The organism is Xenorhabdus griffiniae (assembly GCF_001028135.1).
GTDB lineage: Bacteria > Pseudomonadota > Gammaproteobacteria > Enterobacterales > Enterobacteriaceae > Xenorhabdus > Xenorhabdus bakwenae.
The window spans coordinates 1-18,165 of the sequence record NZ_LDNM01000085.1 but is presented as its reverse complement, the minus strand read 5'-3'; the positions used below and the strand labels follow the sequence as shown (position 1 = coordinate 18,165).

Here is an 18,165-nt window from a genome sequence, read left to right as displayed (position 1 = left end):
AAATAATTGCGTATCAGGTTTAAAAAACTAATTTTCATTTAAGAAATAATATTGTTGTTTCAATTACTGATATTATTACTTTAAATGTAACCATTCAACAATAACTCAAATTTATAATTTCAAATATTTATTTGAAATGATTTAAATGTTCATTTAATGATCTAATTTTGCGGAGTATTATTCCTATATATTGATATTATTGTTTTTATTTATAGTTAAAATTTTTTTTGTAAAAAAAATTTAGAAGATTATTTCTTGATTATGGTAACTTAATTGTAATTCTTCACCAGTTCCCCCCTTGACATAAAAATGTGATACATATCACTCGATCCCTTTTTACTGGTTGCTTGATCCTGCCAGCCTGATAATCAGGGCTGTCGCATGATGTTTTTTAACCATCATGGCGACTTAATAATCCATCAAACTCATTCATTTATTATTTTTTCTTGTTTTTAACGTCATTTATCGGTATTCACATCAGAAATTTCATCATTCATTCCTTTTTATGACACAGAAAGCCTTGGTAGATCGTCTTGAAACCTTGCCTGATCCATGTCAACAAGCAAAATGTACCCATATTGGGGTTATCGGGTCGCGCAAGGGAACTTCCCCCCTGCGCTCCCACGGAACCGGACGTGACAGTCTCCCGTCATCCGGTTCTTGTCGTTGACCGTTCGCGCCGCGTACAAATTTCCCAGTGTGCAAACAGACTAGGTTTAATGCTCCGTATTCTGCCTAACCATTCATACGCCTGAGCCAAACTACCGTGTACCCGCTTATATTTGCGGGTAATCCATTTAGCAAGGTGCAGATCTACATGACGTAACCATTCACCAGCCCTGTATTGACTAGTAGGGAAGCAGATTAAAGACATCCGGATAGGGCTGTTTTCGGGTCACCGCTGTCGCGACTTCACTGAGTACATCCAGTGCCGATAATCCCCGTTGTTTGCAGGTTTCCACCACCGACAGCAGTCGGGAGCGGTACTGTTCACCCCGATAGGAATTTGTCCCAAAGCAGATTTCTCGCATGATCACACTGCCACGCAGGCACCGCTCCGCCTCGTTGTTGGTCAACGGGATGTTTTTATGATGGAGAAAAACCCATAATCCCGCTTCATGCTTAAGAATATAAGCACACCTGCCGGCATAACGGGAGGCCGGAACCTGTTCTCCCTTTCTCAGCCAGCTCATCAGGCTTTTCCTGAGTCTGGACAGGCGATTGTGCGATTGTGCCAGTGTGCTTCGTCAATGTTCTGATTTTCATAGCGGTGTTGGGTGCGGAACACACTGTGGCAGAGCAAAACCAGTCGTTGACCGATAAACGCGGTCAGCCCGCCCCGCTGTAATCGGCCATCTGTTGCAGGTTGCGGGTGATGTGCGCCCAGCAGAACTGATGTCGGGATGGGGCCAGCCAGTGATAGCTGGCGCACTGGTCAGTCACGATAACCGATGGGGTTGTCTCGCCCAGCAGCGATTTGGCCGTTTCCGTATTACGGTAAGCGCGGATTTTCTGGTAAACCGCCTTGCTGCCGCTGAGCAGCCAGACCCAGCGGATGGCCGCTTCTCCGTTGCGTTGATGGGGCGTTTCGTCAACATGGATAACCGCAGATTGCCTGACATAATGCCCTAACGCCTGATGCAGCGGCGTCAACATTGAACTGATCCGCCCCTGCGCTTCAGAGATAAGGCCCGTGGAAAAGTGGATGCCATAAGTGTCCCGGATCAGGCGCTGTATCTTACTGATGCTCAGATGGTATTGTCCCGACAAAACCGCCATCTGGCTCATCAAACGGGGCCCCAGTTGTCCGGAAGGCGCATCGTCGGGTAACGTAGCCCGGACGGTGTGATGACAACGCTGACAGCGGCCATGAAACAGTTGATATTCGGTGATATCCAGGGAGATTTTGGGCAGTTCGAACACCTGATGACGATAGGTCGGGGTCGTATTCGGCTCGACATGCCCGCCACAAAGGGTACAACCGTCATCGGGCAGACAGCGAACGATCGTATCCGTGTCTTTCAATGCACTCAGTGGTCTGCGGTGCCCTGTGTGGCCTGGCTGAACGCCAGCCTGATTTCGGCGACCAGGGCTTTTAACTTTTGCCGTTCAGCCCGTGCCTGAGGCGTATCACTGGACGGGGAACGCGAGGAATTACGCGAACTCAGTGACAGCCGGTCTTCGTATTCTCGAAGTTTGGCCCAGAGCTCCCGGATAAGGGCATTGGCTTCGCTGATGTTGCTCACTTTGGGTGGCTCAGCGGTAAAGTGCTTCTTCTTTTTCATGGGTGAAAAAGTTACCTGACTGGCTATACGGTCCATTGCTGACCGATAAAAGCGCCCATAGTACTTAATCCAACCTCGTAACATGGGATTGATCCAATGTGCCATGACTTCCAGCGACAACGGGGTTTTGTGACTAAAATCCCAGCCCCGTACTGTCTGCCGGATTGCCTTCGCAGCCCTGGCACTCATTGCTGGCAGGAAATTCACCGACAGCTCTCCTTCTTTCGAGACCGACTTTCTTGGCCTGAACGTACAGCTACAGGATACAGGGTTCAAACCCAAGCAAATTGTTGAACTTCGCACCTATTTGCAGGAAATCGCTTCACTGCCTGCGGTTGAACTGGGGCAAATTATCGGGATTATTTTGATTTTAAAAAACAACGAGGTCACGGCTGGATAGCCAAATCAACGCTGGTTGCTGTTCCGGAATTTTTTCAGATTTACCAACGCAATAACTCACCAGTCAGTTGTTATTAATGATAATCAGTGCACAAATAATACATTAATGAATAGTGACACTTTGTGATTTTTTGAGCAGTATAGGCACGCATCCCCGAATATCTATTGACCCCAAAATTTCTCAGTTTAATTAAGCGGCAAAGGTGATGCGTATCAATCTCTCGGGGTCATATTCCCCGTTGCTTACGGCGGGATTCTTCATTTTATATAAGTCAATCCACGTGAGTAAAAAGTATGCCTTTATTTTCAAAAACAATAACTGATTTCTGGCAGGCTATGATGTTGGGTGAAGATATCCTTTATCAGGATGATGTTTTTACTATCATCACCAATACCCGGTTGGCATAGGATGATCGCGTGATGGTACTGGAAACCAGTGATGGCAGGGTTATGGCAGTTCTGACGCCAGAGATGGCTGAAAAAGCAGGGCTTTATCATCAGGAGAAAATGTATGAATCTATTTTTCGCCAGAAATTAAATCAGGCGAATATGACTTTGCATGGCGCTGACTATATTTTTTATTTTCCAGACACAGAAAAGTGCCAATTATTGCAGGAACATTCAGGCAATATGCAGCGTCAACTGACGGAAAAGCAAGATGGTGAAATCTTCTCGGCATTTCAGGTATCAGCGTCGGAGCAGGACTTGGACAACGCCTATGTTGAGCTGGATCACTGGTTAGTATTCGGCGCTTTTGATGAGCAAAACCATCTGGTCAGCGCCGCCAGCATGTACCCGTGGAATGATTCGCAACTTGCTGATATGGGCGTACTGACGCTGGAATCTTTCCGCAGTAAAGGTTATGCCCGAAAAGTGGTACGCGCAATCAGTCAGCATGCCTGTACTCAGGGGTATGAACCTCAGTTCAGGTGCCAGCTTGATAATCTCGTTTCTGCGGCACTGGCTAAAGCTGCCGGTTTAACATTGTTCGGTAAATGGGAAGTCATTTCCCTTGATTCAGTTAACTGAGTTAACCTCAGCTTCGTTTAAGAATAGCGATATCATTATCCCGTAAATTCAAGCTCGGTTTTTTAGGTTGGAATGTATAAGCAATGAGACCCGCGGCAATTTCCAGCAGAAAACCAAGCTGACTGCGATGTCTTGAATGCTCTATCTGAGAAATATTATTGAGTTGGTCGATGACCGTTTCTATCAAAAATCGCCGTCTTAACATTAACCTATCCCAGAGAGATAACGCTTTAGCTTTCATGTTACTCCGGACATGGGTGATTAACGTGACTCCTTCCGCTTCCAACTCATCGCATAAAGCCCGTGATAAATACCCTTTATCGCCATATAAACATCCCGTTAACCCTTTTGCCAGCGCTTTAACAGGGTGACGATCATCCGTATTTCCTGTGGTTAAGTTCACGGCCAAAAGTTCACCGCAATCATTAATGACCAGATGAAGTTTAAAGCCATAAAACCAGCCCGTACTGGTTTTTCCTCGTTGTGCAACGCCCTCAAATACTCGATGGCGGGGAATTCGAAGGTTATGACAAACGGCAATTTTGGTGGAATCAATAAAAGCGATCCCCTGGGTTTTCGCCTTGCGTGACGAAAGAAAAGCGCATAAAGGAATAAGAGCCCTTTTCTTCAGAGTGAGCATGCGAGTATAGCTGACTAATCCGGGAAAATCGGCATTAAAGTATTGTTTTACATGTTTATTATAAAACGTTTTAAAATCACGATAATGGCTCATGTGGAATAAAATGAGGATCATCATGACTTCGCTGAGAGAAAGGGAAACTTCGCGGTGCCGTTTACGTAATCCGTTTTCAATGAGTTGTTGATGCCAGAGAGGGATAAATTTTTGGCAAAAGTCATCGACGCAGCAGTAAAGTTTTTCTAAATTATACATGCCTGAGGATCTCCACCATTTTGTTTTCTTTAGCAAAAACTTTGATCGTGCCTCAGGCACTTTAGTTCCCTTCTTAAGCGAAGCTCAGGTTAATTACTATTTTTTAACTTTTCGGATAAATCATCTCCAAATGGAGGTTCTGAGCCGAAATTTGATAATCAGCTCTTCTACTATGAAATTTTGGCGATTTCACCCTGAAATCTTTCAAATAAACACAATAAAATCATTTTGTTACAAGTAAAATTGATTGGCGAATTATTCGTTTAAATTGAAGTGTTTTCGCATTAACACCTGAATCATTTTTTCCAGTTCTTCCTCGAATCCTTTTGGTACGCGGTTAAATTCAAAGCTCACGGATCTGTCTTTAATCCGTTTGCGGGCAAATGAATTCTTATCTTTGAAGTCCCAAAGAGAGCTTACCTGCTGTTTTTCTGCTGTGGATTTTTTTGCCTTGTTGCTGCTAAACTCTTTAAACAGCTTGATGATGATTGATTTCATTTTGTCGGGAGCAACTGGCTTGTTTTTATCTATATGCTGGATTTCATCACGCACACAGCCGACTATTTCATCAATCGAAAGGTTGTTTTTCTTGATGTCAACGGTGACGTCCAAAAGCGCTTTATAATCTGGATAGCTCAGTTCTGCGATAACAGGGAATACGGCAACAATATCATTAGGTACTGAAGCACACTGGATTGCGCGAGTCACCTTAGCTTGTGACATATTATTAGACTCAGCAATTTCTTTCTGTGTCATTCCCCCTTCTCGCAACTGAATCAAACGCAAACCGACTTCACGAATGTTGTGCTCTCTTGCAGTTTGGATATCAGCGGCAAGTTGTCTTGCGTCATCCGCACTTATGTTTGTGTTCGTGACTAGGGTATCCAGACCAACACCACAGAAAATAGCGGCGGCACGTCTGCGTGAACCATCCAAAATCTCTATCTTGCCATCAATACGACGACCGATTGCCGGGAAGAATTGTTGAAGATTGATGGTGCGCATGATGTCGCTGACAGATTCTTTTGTCAGTGCGCTTTGATCCCGTCCGTTAACCAAAAAATTAACGGTGGTTTCAGACTCAAGTTTATCGGCTGGGATGTGCTCTAGTTGAAATATGGCAGTTTGACCCGAAGCCAGTGTGAAACGCTGTTCTGCAGTTTGGTTTTCCGCCGGCGTATCCAGGGATACTGAATTGAATGTTCTTCCGATAGTTGGACGTTTTTTATCTTGCATTGTTGCCCCTGTTAACTCTGATGAATTCAATTCGGTCAAAAACGGCTTTGGCGAAGTCTTCTGCGGCTGTTTTCGCATTCTTCAGTGCTTCCCCACTGCCGATATACGTGGCTGGGTTTGCAGAAATTACGGTGTCAAAAGACTCTCCACAACGCTCGAACCCGTCCAGTCGCGGGATAGCGAAATCAAGCATGTCACCACCAAAAATCTCTTTTGCCAGGCTATGACACAGCTTGTGATCAGTTTTATTCACTAACTTGGACATAAAGCCGATGTTACCGCTGAACCGAGTTGATGCACCTGTTGATTCGATCATTTCTATCAGCTCCGGCAAGCGAGCAAGATATTTCAGTGTACTGTGGAAATCCACTTGTGCGGGTGGGATTGGAGTCATAAGAAAGTCTGCGGCGGCGATCGCGTTAGACAGAAAAGAGTCCAAGTGTGGTCCGCTGTCGATAAAGATGAAGTCGTAATCGTGTTTCACTTTATCGATGATATTCTCGCGAAGGACGGTATAGATGTTCTGGTTTGACAAATGTTCTGCGCAGAGTTCTTCCCAACGTGATGCGATGAATGCGTCTTCAATGGATGCCGGAATAATGTCTACGCCTGCAACGACTGAGGATGTAATAAATTCAGATAGTAACTCTTCACGCGAAACATTTTGCAGCATGGCTTGGGCTGATGTTGTATCAACAGAACCGATAGACTGTTTATGATCAAGGAACATGGTTGCCGATGCTTGTGGGTCAAGGTCGATAACCAAGATCCTAAGGTCTTCGAAAATCAGGTGTGGATGAGTGCGTAATGCATGTGCCAGAGAAACTGTACTGACGGTTTTAGATACTCCCCCCTTTAAATTACCGATAAAGAAGGTCAATGCTTCATGATAGCGATCCCGGTATTTGGGAACGCCTCTGTGATGGTACAGATCTATGATGTTCTCAATTGTCATCGCGTACTTGGATGAAGAACCTGCTTGCTTCTTGCCAAATACATATCCCTTCGCTTCCATTTCGTTAACGGCATAATCCACGCTGGCACGTGTTAACTTTGGTAATTTTGCGAGAGCCGCTTTTGAATACGTTTGATAATAAGCTGTTTTACTCAGCTCCAGCTTTTGGCTTTGGATTTGGTCACTGAGCGACTGGAGTAGACGAACTGACCTTTGCGCAACCTTATCTAATTGTTTATAGGTTTCATTCATGTTTTTACCATATGTGTAGGTTTTTAGATTTTATTTAAATATCCTACATAAAACTATAAATGTAAATTTTTTAAATTGAAAAACGCTTTATTTTGTTTATTTTTCTCCATAGTATTTAATGGTTATCTTATTGTTTTAAAAGTAATTTAATGAGAAATTTCAGGGTGAAATCGCCAAAATTTCGCATCGATTTCAGGGATTGAAATGATGGAATCTTGTGTACTGGTTCAATCAGCTTATCAGGTGAGCTATTGAGAGATCACAAAATTCCACATAAAAAAGGAGAGCTGGTAAACATAGCAACGAATATATGGTTGCAGATAGTGTAAGATAGTGTACAAAGTCAAAATAAATCAAAAAAGCCGTGGAGTTTAAAAATGGCCAAATCAGGCTGCCATTTAAATCTCACGGCTTCATATTAAAATATACATTTTCACAAACTGACTAAAAAACGAAGATGGGTTACTCCTGTGACTTATTGCGAATCTTGCGCTCAATAAGTTGACCACGCTGATCAAAATAACGACTTGGCCAGATCTCTGATGGATGGATGCCGAGATAATCCGCGATGATCCATTCACCTTTAGGCCACGGTCTGCTGAATGCATTGGCGAGTGTTGATGAGCTGAGTCCCGTTTCACGGGAGAGAGCGGCTAAGGTGGTACCACGTTTGCGTAGTGCAGCTATTATGTCTGCTTGATGCCAGTCGTTTCTGATGTTGTTATTCATTCCTGCTACCCCTTCCCATTAATTAATATTGATGGTGGCGATTCAGACAGGGTTAGCAGACCGGCGCTTACTCCGGCGAGACGTGAGTCTCCCCCACCTGAACCGCCATAGAAAAGGCGAATGCAGGCACACTGGTAAAACATCTTACCAGTGTATAAGCGCACAAGGCTGCTAAACCTTGACCATTAGATTGTGCTGATGGCGGGAATACTTTAACTGATTGTTTTACCTTACTCAATAACAGAACGACTAAGTTTAACGGCTATAATTCTTCTCAAGAGCACATAAACTCAGAGGAGAATACGGACGGCTAAGTCAATCTTTGTTGTTTGTTCTCGTTCGTGATCGCTTCGCTATCCGTATTTCCCCTTTGATTTTCAGACTCATTTTACTCATTTCGAAACATTCCCTGCGTGTCGGTTAGGTTCACCGTTCCGTGGTACGTCAGATAATGTGTATACAGGGCGTGGGTTGCGTTAAGTTTTTGCAGGAGTTCGCTACGTGCTCAGCACTGCGGTGGAGTACTCCCCGTTCAGTGCCTGATTAGCTCAGGATGAACGCCTCATTATTCGTGACGTGTGATATCTCCTTTTTACTGCATCAGCCTGTAATAGGCAGTGGGTGAAAAACAAACTAAGTAAGTGAATTAAGGCATAAAAATGCTAATAGAAAGAGGTGACACTAAGTAAAATGAGGTTCAAATCAGTCATAAAGCCAGACAGGACATGCTCTGGACGTTGACGCGTGGCGACGTCACTTGGTAATCGCTTCGCTTTAACGCAAGTGACGCCGCGAAGTTTTCGGGACGTTTGTCGTGCGTGATTTAAAGCGTAGGTAAAAGTCGTACAAAGTAAAAAGGTTATGGTGAACGTGGCAGAAAACTGCTCAATATATGTGACAAGCCTGCCCTGTGTATAAAGTGACAGGATAACTTTCATCGTCCGTCAGACAATATCTGCTTCCAAAAGTGCGCAGATGTACCGCAATTTTGCTCTCCCTTTCAGGCTACAGGAGTTAATGAGATGGTCTTCCCCACCTTGTGAACCATACTCTTTATAGAGTATTTTTTCTGGAGAGTCCATCATGCAAAACGTCACCCTTATTGGTATCGATCTCGGCAAGCATTCTTTCCATATCCATTGTCAGGACAAATTCGGCAAGACTATGCTGCGTAAAAAATTTACCCGCCCAAAATTAATGGAATTTTTAGCGGGGTGTACATCGACTACCGTCGTGATGGAAGCTTGTGCGGGTGCACATTTTATGGCTCGCCGGATCGCTGATTTAGGCCATGATGCGAAGCTGATATCTCCGCAGTTTGTTTGTCCTTTTGTCAAAAGTAACAAAAATGATTTCGTTGATGCAGAGGCGATATGTGAAGCAGCATCACGCCCCTCAATGCGTTTTGTCCAGCCGAGAACGGAGACGCAACAGGCGATGAGAGCACTGCATCGTGTCAGAGAATCACTCATCAAAGATAAGGTAAAGACCACTAACCAAATGCACGCCTTTTTGCTGGAGTTTGGTATCAGTCTGCCAAAAGGCGAGGCGGTCATTAAACGGTTATCTCTGGTTCTGGCAGAACACGACGTGCCCGATTATCTGAGCCGTTTGCTGATGAAATTACATGCCCATTACCTTTATCTTGTCGAGCAAATAACCACGTTGGAATTAGAATTAAAACAGTCCATCAAAGCGGACGACGCGACTCAACGCATGATGACAATACCGGGGGTGGGACCCATTACCGCCAGCCTACTTTCATCCCAGCTTGGTGACGGAAAACAATTTTCATGCAGCCGGGATTTTGCTGCTTCGATGGGGCTTGTTCCCCGACAATACAGTACAGGGGGAAAACCGACTCTGCTGGGTATCAGCAAACGCGGCAACAAAAATTTGCGCCGATTGCTGGTTCAATGCGCCCGGGCGTTTATGATGCGGCTTGAGCATCAGCATGGGAGACTTGCCGAGTGGGTTAAGGCACAACTGAGCAAGAAACATTCGAATGTGGTTGCCTGTGCACTGGCTAATAAGCTGGCACGAATAGCCTGGGCAATCACGACTCGGCAAAATGAGTATCGGGCCTAATAGAGGCTGACGGATTCAATAACTTGATGATTAAACAGTGAAATACACGTTACCTATCTGGTTTTGCGAAGACTGATTATTGATGACATGAACGGCCAATCGGCCTGATGAATAACCTAAGAAACAAAATGGCTCATTGAAGCCGGGGAGTTTTTAAGGTTCATCAGGCGCAGAACTCATCGTGGCGCGGGTATCCATACTCATAGAGACGCCGGATAGATTTAAGCAAGCCAACCATACATCAAAATGAGTGTTGCAAAAACGGGGAAGACCATAGATTTATTTCGCCACCCGAAGGCGATCCTGACAGGCGATGGATCTTTTTTGTAGAAAAAAGATTAGCGGTTAGGTAAGAAAGCGTCAAACCGTTAATGTGACTTTTACCTCAATTTACCTGTCTAAAAAAGCCAGAGTACAGATCACAGCATGAGTGATGTAGAATCATCATGTTCTTGAGCGTTTACCCTTCCAGTGCTAATATTGATATTGTTTAATTTTTGTTTAGTTATTTTATTTTTCTGATAAGTTCAAATGGCTTATTGGTGAGAACAAAACAATTAGAAAGGTTTATTGAATTTTTTGTTTCACAGTGCTAGTTTATCAAGGTTTTTTGTTGGTCAGTCACGCCGAAAGGTGACTAGATGCGGGCAGTTGAAACACGATTAACTAACCGCTAAAAAGAAGAAACCCCATAATCTGTCTCAAACTTGGCGGCTTGTAATCAGATATATGGGGTGTACTTGCAGAAATCGATAATGGTTTCTGCATAGGAGTATAGAACGATGAGACTTCTATTGCAACTTTTAGATACCCGCCATAAGTGCAGGGGATGTGTTTAAAAATCAACGCACCCAATCAACATCTGATCCCTCTGTTCGTCAGAGTCGGCGTGGTGAATCCAACGCTTTACGCCGGGGGCAGTCTAAAATCCATCGGCGCAATATCCCGAAACAGGACATCAAAATCCCAAAAGGAACGCCTGCCCGATTGTCCCGTACTCTGAAAAGCCATGACTGGCGTCGGGATGGTGATCTTATCGCGCTGCGTCAAAAGGGTTATACGCCGTATTCTGAGCGGAAAAACCCGCACTATGTGCCAAAACCGATGCGCATCAGTACACGGTCTGAAAGCCGTGAGGCATTAACCTCTCTGTCGCTGGCATTCGTGGCGAATGCAGATTTTTTCCCCGGTCATGATTATTTGTTTGAAGTGATGGTGCCTTTTGAATTTATCGCAAAGGCAATGGGCGTGCTGCATGAATATGATAATGGGCGTAAGGCTTATGATGTGGCGTTACATGCACTGTCTGTCATGGAGCAGCTGAAGCATATTGTTGTCCATCGGGATACAGACCGGGATGCCGGGCAAAATAAACCGGTGCGCATCTGGCTGACGCCAGAGTTTTTCATGTCCAAGGGAATTCCCCGTAACGAAATCCGCCAGAGCTTGATTGATTTCCAAAACTGGGCTATCAAAAGTGGTCAGCTTGAAAATCTGGATAAAAAATACCAGCGTCATTTGTTAAATATGGTGCGGTTGGGCATTGATATAGAAAATAAACATGCGCTACGCCAGCTACTGAAAAAGATCAAACGCTCAGTCGTGGCGCCGGATTTGCAGGATCAGAAAAACGAAGCGTTGAAACACATCGAAGACAACATTGAGACTCTGGATAACCAAGCGGAAAACTTGGAAGCCGAACTGGAAAAAACGCGGCGTTCAGTGGCGAACCTGCGTAAAAAGGATAAATCAGATTCAATCTACTGGCGTATGTTTGTCGAATGGCAAAAAACAACAACACCGGTTGCCGTCCATTATGCAAAAAACACATTAAAGGCACAGTATCCTCACGTAAACGAATATTCAGAGCAATTCTATAGACTGTTACTTGAGCAAGAGGGTATCATTCTCATCTAACGGCGATTTTTCTGAAGATAAATTCAACTAACCGTGCCTAGCGCGGTTTTGGTGTTTCACCTGGGAATAAATTTCGATTCTTTTTTATCCGTTCAACTTATCTACTTCTGCATTTTTTTCGGCAATTTTTGTTTCTGGAACAGATTGTGTGCTCAAAACTGCATGAAGTATAAAAATAAGACAATAAACTTCGAATATGTGTTTAAAAATTTCATTAATTTCGAAGTTTATTCCTGAACAAAACAAGCCTTATAAATAAGGAATAACAAATCGAGTTGAGCCTAAAGGCTACAACTCTCGATAGTTAGCTCCTTTCACTGCGTTCAAGGAAAAAGTTCAATACATAACGTTCCATAAGTGGTCGTAAACGCCCACTAACGCGCAGATACGTCCCGCCTACGGCGTGACCACTGCGTGCCTTCGGCAGAACTTATTAAGCCCAAAAACTATCTGATAATTTTTTAGCTTAGTAGGGCGAAGATGTTTCGAACCTCCATTGATTCCCTCTTGGTTTCGGCGGTTCAACCACACATTATCCCCATTAGATGATGAGAGCCGCCTTTTATTCACTCATAAGACCTCATAGGTTGCAGATTATTTCATCTACTAATTGATTCTAAAGTAGTACCTGCTACTATGGTAAACATTACTACTTGGAGAAAATCATCTGTGAGTAATAAACTAAATGATATGCTTGAGTTAACTGAAGAACTACAAGTGACCGATGCTGCACCTAAAAGCTTGGTCAACAATCTTGAAAAAGCGGCTAGTACTCGGAAAATCAACGATCAAATTAAAGCTGTTACAATGATAACTGGTGCTGAAATAAAGCAACTTCGAGCGCAACACGGAATGTCTCAAGCTATGTTGGCTAGGGCATTAGGCATGTCAAAAGAAAGCATTTCCAAATGGGAACGTGAAGAAAAGAAACCAAGTGGTCCAGCTCTCAGAATGCTCCGCATTCTTGAACGACGCGGACCGGAAGTTCTGCTGATTTAGTTGAGAATTCGGTGAATATTCCATTGTGGAGTTTAAACGTGAACCAGTCAGTACGGAACTAGAACTAATGCCAGTCATCTTACGTTTTAAGGGATATCGATTTTTCTTCTACTCAAACGAAGGAAATCCCCTTGAGCCTGTGCATATTCATGTTCGCAGTGCTGAAGGTGAAGCTAAATTTTGGTTGGTGCCAGATGTTTTATTGGCAAGGAACGATGGATTTAATGCCCGAGAGCTTAAAGAGCTGGTAGGGATAATTAAACTGAACAGAGAAAAATTAGTGGAGGCTTGGAATGACTACTTTGGCTAAAAGTGTACGTTTTGATGAATACAACATGTGGATCGAACTGAGTGATGCCAGAACTTTAGGTGTGCCACTGGCTTGGTTTCCACGATTAATGCATGCTACCGCTATGGCCAGAGAAAATTTTGAAATCAGTGCCCGAGGCATTCACTGGGATGAACTAGATGAAGATATTTCAGTTGAAGGATTGCTATCTGGTCGTGGAGATATGACTCAACAATCCCACCATGCGGCATAATTTTAGCGAACCCAATTGTAGTGGTGCGTAATGTAATAAAGAATGCATAAAAATCTGTGGGGCATTTATGCGAGAGCGTAAAAAAGTGTGAGGCATGGGTTTGGTGAAAGATGAATAAAATAGTTCAATAAGGGGTATTGGCGCCCAATTCAGCGAAAAGTTCCACGAATGGAAATTAATTAATTTCAATATATTATAATAAAATTCATTCTATGATTTTAAGCTCTTTCGATACTTTCGATATTGTGTGTCTAGAACAATCCAGCAAATCGACAATATGGTTATAGCTTTTGTGTTCCCTGAGAAAACTTTCGATTTTTTGGTGCAGTTTGGGGTTGTAAGCCGGAACCGTCCATAATTTTGTCAGATTAATTTCAAGCCTTCGAGAATCGCATCCAGATCAATCTTTTTCCCTTCACTATTAAAGGTATAATGACCATTCAGCAAAATATGTTGCCATGCCACAGGCGATATTTTACTGATAAGTCTCCCCCGCTTTTTCTATATCGCCCAGACTGTCTCCCGATTTTTGCATCAGCCGTGATAACAACGCGGAGTTGTAATAAATGATCACACTGGCCAGTAATCGGCCACACTGATTGCTGATCTCAATTTCAATGTCATTCTGACCTGTCAGTTCTTTTTTTCCACCAATCTGCGCAATGGCAGAGCGTAACTGGTGATAAGATTCAATACGATTTTGTGAACGGTGGCTGTTTCTGGAAATTTGTGGGTTTCGAAGATAGCGCAGAATATAAAGACTGCGAATGAGCTTATCAAACTCGAATAAGGCCTGCCTCGTCGGATTTTTTGTGGTGTAAGTGCACAGCTTACGGATTAAAGCCCCTTGTGTTATTGCCTTGAACCCGAGCGTGGCCACTATCTGGTCTAAATGGGATTTTTCATCAATAATGCCTTTTTGATTGATTTGTCCTACGGGCTGAATCAGGCACGTTTTATACTGTTCAGGGTTATCAGCACAATAGAGTTCTTTCTGCATTTCTCCCGGTGACGTGAAGCGGGGTTCAAAACGTAATCCAAACCAATGCAGAATGGCAAAGTTAACCTTGTTGACGCTGTGCATGTCACCGGTGATCGTTGTGGGTGTGATCCCGGCGGTATTTCTGTACCAGATATCAAAAACGTGATGGGCTTCGTATTCATGCGCGCCAATAAGATAACCATTCAGGGGGATATGGTTACACAGCATGGTATAAGCCACTACGCCTTTCCCGCGACCAAAATATTTTTTTGAACCGCGTGCCTTTATCATCGGGTGTTCAACGCTGAATTTTTGTCCGTCAACGGCGGCATACAATGTGCCCAGTTCCAGAGAGTAATAAGGAAACACAGGTAACTCTTTGATGGAATTACTGATACGATCAGTGGCGGATTTTAGCGAAGACAGACGCAGATACTGCGCATAGACCTCATTCAAGATATGGTAAGGAATATCACTGGTTCGGGCTAACGTTCGGTTACCGTGGTTCATGGCCTGGGCCACAATCACGGCCATCAGACTGTCAGCATCAGCCTCCTTCTTTGCATAACGGGGCTGGATGGGTGTCATGGATGACAAAAACTGGCATTGTTGGCTAACAAAGCGAAATACATCGGTTAATTCACTGAAAGGCAGCTGAATATCGGGTTTTGTGCCCATTCCCTCGAAAAGTTCACTCACCACGATTCATTATTATGTAGCAGGTTCTTCAATTTCGGAATCTGCCAGCGGATCAACACGTTCCAACATACTGTACAAATTAAGTAAACCATCCCGGTTTCCAAAAACGTAATTTCCCGCCAGTTGTATATGCCGCCAAGCTACAGGTGAAAACCCCGCGATCAGATTGACGGCTTTCTGATTTCCTTCCTTCTGAAACTTCTCAATGAGCGCAGATAACAACGCTGAATTGTAATAAATGATGCAATTAGCAATGAGTCTGGCACAGTCATTCCACTGATCAATCTGATAATCGTTTCCGCCCCGAAACTGATTGCCATTGACCGACGCGATGGCTCTGCGCAACTGGTGATAAGCTTCACCTCGATTCAGGGCTTGCTGCACAAATTGCCTCAGCGTCTTGTTATCAACATACTCCAACAGGTAAAAACACCTAACCAATCGGTCATATTCATGAAGCGCTAACAGTGTCCGGTTATTCCATTTGTCATTGGACAATTTTTTGATAACCGTGCTTTGCTGGGTGGCTTTACGGCTGAGTGAACAGATAATGTGCTGAATATTTCCCCATTCCCGCTCGATTAATTTACGCCTGATCGGTTTTTTCAGTTTGATATTAACATCCGAGCCTGTATGAACCTCAAATTGTTGCGCAAAAGCATGTTTAAACCGAGCATAACGAGGTGAGAACTGATAACCAAATATATCCAGAATGGCAAAATTGACATTGTTGATACCGTGTGTATCCGTTGCCAGTGATTTGGGCTGAATATCACTGCTGTTGTTGTACAACAAATCAAAGGCATAATGCCCTTCATATTCATTAGGCGAAATAACCACTGTATTGATGGGAACATGGTTAGAAACCAGTGTCATTGCAGAAACGCCTTTTCCTTTACGGAAATATTTGGCCGAGAATCTGGCTTTGAACGTATTGGTACGACAGGCATATTTTTGACCGTCGATACTTCCAAAGGGCGATGATTCGTTAATCGTGTAATATCTGAATATTGGTAAACTGGCTATTCCATTCGAGATCAGGTCATTGGCTGCACTGATTGTTTCAGGACGGACAAACGAGTCATTGACTCCACGTAAAACGCCAATGCTGCGATCTGAAATCGCTGCTATACGGTGGAGACCATAATTCGTGCCATTGCCAAAAATACAGGCGATTAAGTCATCTTCCTCTGCCTGTCTACACTTTTTCCTGGTGGATATGCCTTGAAAAGCGTTCAAAAATCCCGTTTTACGGTTGACATAATTCATAATCTCAATAATTCCCATGTGCCTTATCTGGCTATAAACCGGATTATCAATGTCATCACACCACCGTCGATTAGCTAATGTCCACGCAAGCTGGCTTGAACGGGGTTGTAATTTAACAAACTCATTGGTATCGCCAGAAATGCTGGCCGAAACTTGATCCATGCGCTGTTCAAGTTGTTTTCCAAATTCATCCAGTGTTTGAGTGATGGGAGTTGACAACCGCTGCAAGCCCGTTTTTTCAATAAGGCTAACTTTGTCATTTTCCCAGTTTTTAAGCGGGATAAGGTCATCTTCCAGCCGTTTATTTTTTTCACTTTCAGTGATATAAGCTTTACCACGATCTAACTGTGTGCTGATTTTCTGATACAGGTAGAACTCAAAGCGTTTTGTCTGAATTTCGTTCTCAACCAATAAGTAACGACGGTCGCTTTTTTAATCATGTCCTGATGACAGGTGATAATTTTTCTTTTTTCGGTAATCTCCTGTTTCGATAGCATAATCTGAGTGGACAGTGCTTCCTGATCAGCCCCGCATTCAATATCGATGGCAACAAACAACTTACGCAGTGAGTTGGCAATTTTTCTGGATTGTTTGTCAACTCTCATCAAAAATATACCGGGGATCGGTACAGATTGTTGCGACATCTTTTAGACGGGTTATCAAGGCAGTATGATTAACTTCAGTGAGACGCTGAAAATTCAGAATATTCAGTACCTTATTAACGAGTTTGGAACGGGTACTTTTAGACGTATTGACCCAGACCGGTTTTTCATCCGGGAAGTAAGTCTTACGAATGTACTCAGCATCTTCGGCTACTTCATCAAGATCAAATTTTGGAATGACAGGTTTAGCCCGAAAATAACCCAATAACAGAATAAAATAGATCCTGGTTTCCAGTCTGATCAGTTCTGCAACAGTTTTCGCGGTATAATGATCTAAAGAAAAGTAGTCTTCTCTGTCGGCATGATTGAAGACAGGACGCTCATATAATTCTCTGACTTCGTTTGGGTTTAATATGTGGAGTCGTTTTTCGTTCTTCTTAATCTCGTTCATTATCAGTTAAGTATCATAATTTGTAAGTTTTGATACTTTACAGACGGGTATTTAAACCAGTGTCAAATATCTTGCTTTTTTAGTTATGATACCTGATAGTATCAATATCGATTTTTGATACCGAGAACGATAAAAATGGCATTACTGGGCTACGCTAGGGTTTCGACCACGCAACAAAAACTGGATATTCAGATTGCGGTTCTGAAACAGGCGGGCGTTCGTGAAGATCGGATTTTCACGGATAAAATGACCGGAAAAACTGATGACAGAGAGGGACTAAAAAAATTACTGGCCAGAGCAGAAAGGGACGACACCATCATATGTACCAAAATGGATCGTTTAGGCCGCAACACTTCGGACATGATCAAAATTGTTGATAACTGCTACAAGAAAGGGATTGCTATTCGTTTTTTGGACAACAGCCTCAGTACTGAAGGCACGATGGGTAAAATGATGGTTCAGATTCTGGCGGCGGTGGCTGAAGCAGAGCGCGAACGTATTCTTGAGCGTACTAATGAAGGTCGCCAATTTGCTAAGGAATCCGGCGTCAAGTTTGGCAGGAAACCCCATAAAAGCACAGCTCAGGCCAAAAGTATGATCACTCAGGAAGTGTCGATGAAAGAAATCATGGAAAAGACAAACATATCCAGAGCAACCTATTTCAGACTGAAAAAAATGATTTGATTTTAGATAAGTGGTCATAAATTTTCTTGAAAAATTTATCTATATGAATTAATTGTAAATACTTTCATCTTAAAAGGTCATAAAATGCAAAAAAACGCGATGCTCGACTTTAACATCCTATAACGTTGGCTTGTTGAAGCCAGTCGCGTTGACTT

General features: G+C 43.3%; 19 protein-coding genes and 1 pseudogene. 8 read left to right on the top strand and 12 right to left on the bottom strand.

Annotated features, from left to right (window positions below):
• Positions 1-505 precede the first annotated feature (505 nt).
• Complete coding sequence (locus AAY47_RS22040; protein WP_160300207.1) at positions 506-670, top strand: hypothetical protein; 165 nt, start codon at positions 506-508, stop codon at positions 668-670.
• Between the two features lie 178 nt (positions 671-848).
• Here AAY47_RS22040 and AAY47_RS23075 read toward each other — a convergent pair whose 3' ends face one another.
• The 3 genes from AAY47_RS23075 to AAY47_RS23065 form a co-directional block, all read right to left on the bottom strand.
• Complete coding sequence (locus tag AAY47_RS23075) at positions 849-1,217, bottom strand: IS66 family transposase (protein ID WP_255334791.1); 369 nt, start codon at positions 1,215-1,217, stop codon at positions 849-851.
• A 112-nt stretch (positions 1,218-1,329) separates the two neighbouring features.
• A complete protein-coding gene (tnpC, locus tag AAY47_RS23070; RefSeq protein ID WP_255334786.1) occupies positions 1,330-2,025 on the bottom strand; it encodes an IS66 family transposase in 696 nt (231 codons plus the stop codon).
• A gap of 5 nt (positions 2,026-2,030) precedes the next feature.
• The gene (locus AAY47_RS23065) at positions 2,031-2,492 is read right to left on the bottom strand and encodes a DUF6444 domain-containing protein (RefSeq protein ID WP_072161181.1); all 462 of its coding nucleotides are present in this window, start codon (positions 2,490-2,492) and stop codon (positions 2,031-2,033) included.
• A gap of 612 nt (positions 2,493-3,104) precedes the next feature.
• On the opposite strand from AAY47_RS23065, the gene AAY47_RS15330 reads away from it, so the two are divergent.
• Entirely contained in the window at positions 3,105-3,713 is a 609-nt protein-coding gene (locus tag AAY47_RS15330) for a GNAT family N-acetyltransferase (protein ID WP_235428376.1), read from the top strand.
• Positions 3,714-3,720: 7 nt separating this feature from the next.
• Here AAY47_RS15330 and AAY47_RS15325 read toward each other — a convergent pair whose 3' ends face one another.
• The 5 genes from AAY47_RS15325 to AAY47_RS22035 form a co-directional block, all read right to left on the bottom strand.
• Positions 3,721-4,605, bottom strand: coding sequence for an IS982 family transposase (locus AAY47_RS15325; protein WP_047771005.1), 885 nt, complete (start codon positions 4,603-4,605; stop codon positions 3,721-3,723).
• 255 nt (positions 4,606-4,860) lie between these two features.
• A complete protein-coding gene (locus AAY47_RS15320) occupies positions 4,861-5,841 on the bottom strand; it encodes a ParB family protein (protein ID WP_047771004.1) in 981 nt (326 codons plus the stop codon).
• On the bottom strand, positions 5,831-7,048 hold the full coding sequence (locus tag AAY47_RS15315; RefSeq protein WP_047771003.1) for an AAA family ATPase: 1,218 nt from the start codon (positions 7,046-7,048) through the stop codon (positions 5,831-5,833). The genes AAY47_RS15320 and AAY47_RS15315 overlap by 11 nt, the downstream gene beginning before the upstream one ends.
• Before the next feature lie 462 nt (positions 7,049-7,510).
• Positions 7,511-7,777 carry a helix-turn-helix domain-containing protein gene (locus AAY47_RS15310; protein ID WP_047771002.1) on the bottom strand — a complete coding sequence of 89 codons (267 nt, stop codon included), beginning with the start codon at positions 7,775-7,777 and terminating at the stop codon, positions 7,511-7,513.
• Positions 7,778-8,721: 944 nt separating this feature from the next.
• The gene (locus AAY47_RS22035; RefSeq protein ID WP_160300206.1) at positions 8,722-8,862 is read right to left on the bottom strand and encodes a hypothetical protein; all 141 of its coding nucleotides are present in this window, start codon (positions 8,860-8,862) and stop codon (positions 8,722-8,724) included.
• On the opposite strand from AAY47_RS22035, the gene AAY47_RS15305 reads away from it, so the two are divergent.
• The 5 genes from AAY47_RS15305 (at position 8,861) to AAY47_RS15285 (ending at position 13,323) form a co-directional block, all read left to right on the top strand.
• On the top strand, positions 8,861-9,865 hold the full coding sequence (locus tag AAY47_RS15305) for an IS110 family transposase (RefSeq protein WP_047771001.1): 1,005 nt from the start codon (positions 8,861-8,863) through the stop codon (positions 9,863-9,865). The two genes, AAY47_RS22035 and AAY47_RS15305, sit on opposite strands and share 2 nt — an antisense overlap.
• An 831-nt stretch (positions 9,866-10,696) precedes the next feature.
• Positions 10,697-11,782, top strand: a complete 1,086-nt coding sequence (locus AAY47_RS15300) for a hypothetical protein (protein ID WP_047771000.1) — start codon at positions 10,697-10,699, stop codon at positions 11,780-11,782.
• A gap of 669 nt (positions 11,783-12,451) precedes the next feature.
• On the top strand, positions 12,452-12,781 hold the full coding sequence (locus AAY47_RS15295) for a helix-turn-helix domain-containing protein (RefSeq protein WP_047770999.1): 330 nt from the start codon (positions 12,452-12,454) through the stop codon (positions 12,779-12,781).
• Positions 12,782-12,848: 67 nt separating this feature from the next.
• The gene (locus tag AAY47_RS15290; RefSeq protein ID WP_047770998.1) at positions 12,849-13,091 is read left to right on the top strand and encodes a DUF4160 domain-containing protein; all 243 of its coding nucleotides are present in this window, start codon (positions 12,849-12,851) and stop codon (positions 13,089-13,091) included.
• Positions 13,075-13,323, top strand: a complete 249-nt coding sequence (locus tag AAY47_RS15285) for a DUF2442 domain-containing protein (RefSeq protein ID WP_047770997.1) — start codon at positions 13,075-13,077, stop codon at positions 13,321-13,323. Before AAY47_RS15290 ends, AAY47_RS15285 begins: the two co-directional genes overlap by 17 nt.
• Positions 13,324-13,686: 363 nt before the next feature.
• Here the strand turns inward: AAY47_RS15285 and AAY47_RS20800 are convergent.
• The 4 genes and pseudogenes from AAY47_RS20800 to AAY47_RS22820 form a co-directional block, all read right to left on the bottom strand.
• Positions 13,687-14,962: pseudogene (locus AAY47_RS20800) on the bottom strand (Tn3 family transposase); the annotation flags it as partial.
• 54 nt (positions 14,963-15,016) lie between these two features.
• Entirely contained in the window at positions 15,017-16,684 is a 1,668-nt protein-coding gene (locus AAY47_RS15275; protein ID WP_053014299.1) for a Tn3 family transposase, read from the bottom strand.
• On the bottom strand, positions 16,615-16,878 hold the full coding sequence (locus AAY47_RS22825) for a hypothetical protein (RefSeq protein ID WP_235428371.1): 264 nt from the start codon (positions 16,876-16,878) through the stop codon (positions 16,615-16,617). The genes AAY47_RS15275 and AAY47_RS22825 overlap by 70 nt, the downstream gene beginning before the upstream one ends.
• Positions 16,868-17,326: a DUF4158 domain-containing protein gene (locus tag AAY47_RS22820; RefSeq protein ID WP_047770996.1), complete on the bottom strand. Its 459-nt coding sequence runs from the start codon at positions 17,324-17,326 to the stop codon at positions 16,868-16,870. The genes AAY47_RS22825 and AAY47_RS22820 overlap by 11 nt, the downstream gene beginning before the upstream one ends.
• Positions 17,327-17,461: 135 nt before the next feature.
• Here AAY47_RS22820 and AAY47_RS15265 point away from each other — a divergent pair, with 135 nt between their 5' ends.
• Complete coding sequence (locus tag AAY47_RS15265; protein ID WP_047770995.1) at positions 17,462-18,010, top strand: recombinase family protein; 549 nt, start codon at positions 17,462-17,464, stop codon at positions 18,008-18,010.
• Positions 18,011-18,165: the final 155 nt, after the last annotated feature.

Bases quoted from the DNA above. Each gene is read 5' to 3' on its own strand.
- AAY47_RS22040 (WP_160300207.1), top strand. From the start codon at position 506: ATGACACAGAAAGCCTTGGTAGATCGTCTTGAAACCTTGCCTGATCCA.
- AAY47_RS15330 (WP_235428376.1), top strand. From the start codon at position 3,105: ATGGTACTGGAAACCAGTGATGGCAGGGTTATGGCAGTTCTGACGCCA.
- AAY47_RS15325 (WP_047771005.1), bottom strand. From the start codon at position 4,605: ATGTATAATTTAGAAAAACTTTACTGCTGCGTCGATGACTTTTGCCAA.
- AAY47_RS15320 (WP_047771004.1), bottom strand. From the start codon at position 5,841: ATGCAAGATAAAAAACGTCCAACTATCGGAAGAACATTCAATTCAGTA.
- AAY47_RS15315 (WP_047771003.1), bottom strand. From the start codon at position 7,048: ATGAATGAAACCTATAAACAATTAGATAAGGTTGCGCAAAGGTCAGTT.
- AAY47_RS15310 (WP_047771002.1), bottom strand. From the start codon at position 7,777: ATGAATAACAACATCAGAAACGACTGGCATCAAGCAGACATAATAGCT.
- AAY47_RS15305 (WP_047771001.1), top strand. From the start codon at position 8,861: ATGCAAAACGTCACCCTTATTGGTATCGATCTCGGCAAGCATTCTTTC.
- AAY47_RS22035 (WP_160300206.1), bottom strand. From the start codon at position 8,862: ATGATGGACTCTCCAGAAAAAATACTCTATAAAGAGTATGGTTCACAA.
- AAY47_RS15290 (WP_047770998.1), top strand. From the start codon at position 12,849: ATGCCAGTCATCTTACGTTTTAAGGGATATCGATTTTTCTTCTACTCA.
- AAY47_RS15285 (WP_047770997.1), top strand. From the start codon at position 13,075: ATGACTACTTTGGCTAAAAGTGTACGTTTTGATGAATACAACATGTGG.
- AAY47_RS22825 (WP_235428371.1), bottom strand. From the start codon at position 16,878: ATGAGAGTTGACAAACAATCCAGAAAAATTGCCAACTCACTGCGTAAG.
- AAY47_RS22820 (WP_047770996.1), bottom strand. From the start codon at position 17,326: ATGAACGAGATTAAGAAGAACGAAAAACGACTCCACATATTAAACCCA.
- AAY47_RS15265 (WP_047770995.1), top strand. From the start codon at position 17,462: ATGGCATTACTGGGCTACGCTAGGGTTTCGACCACGCAACAAAAACTG.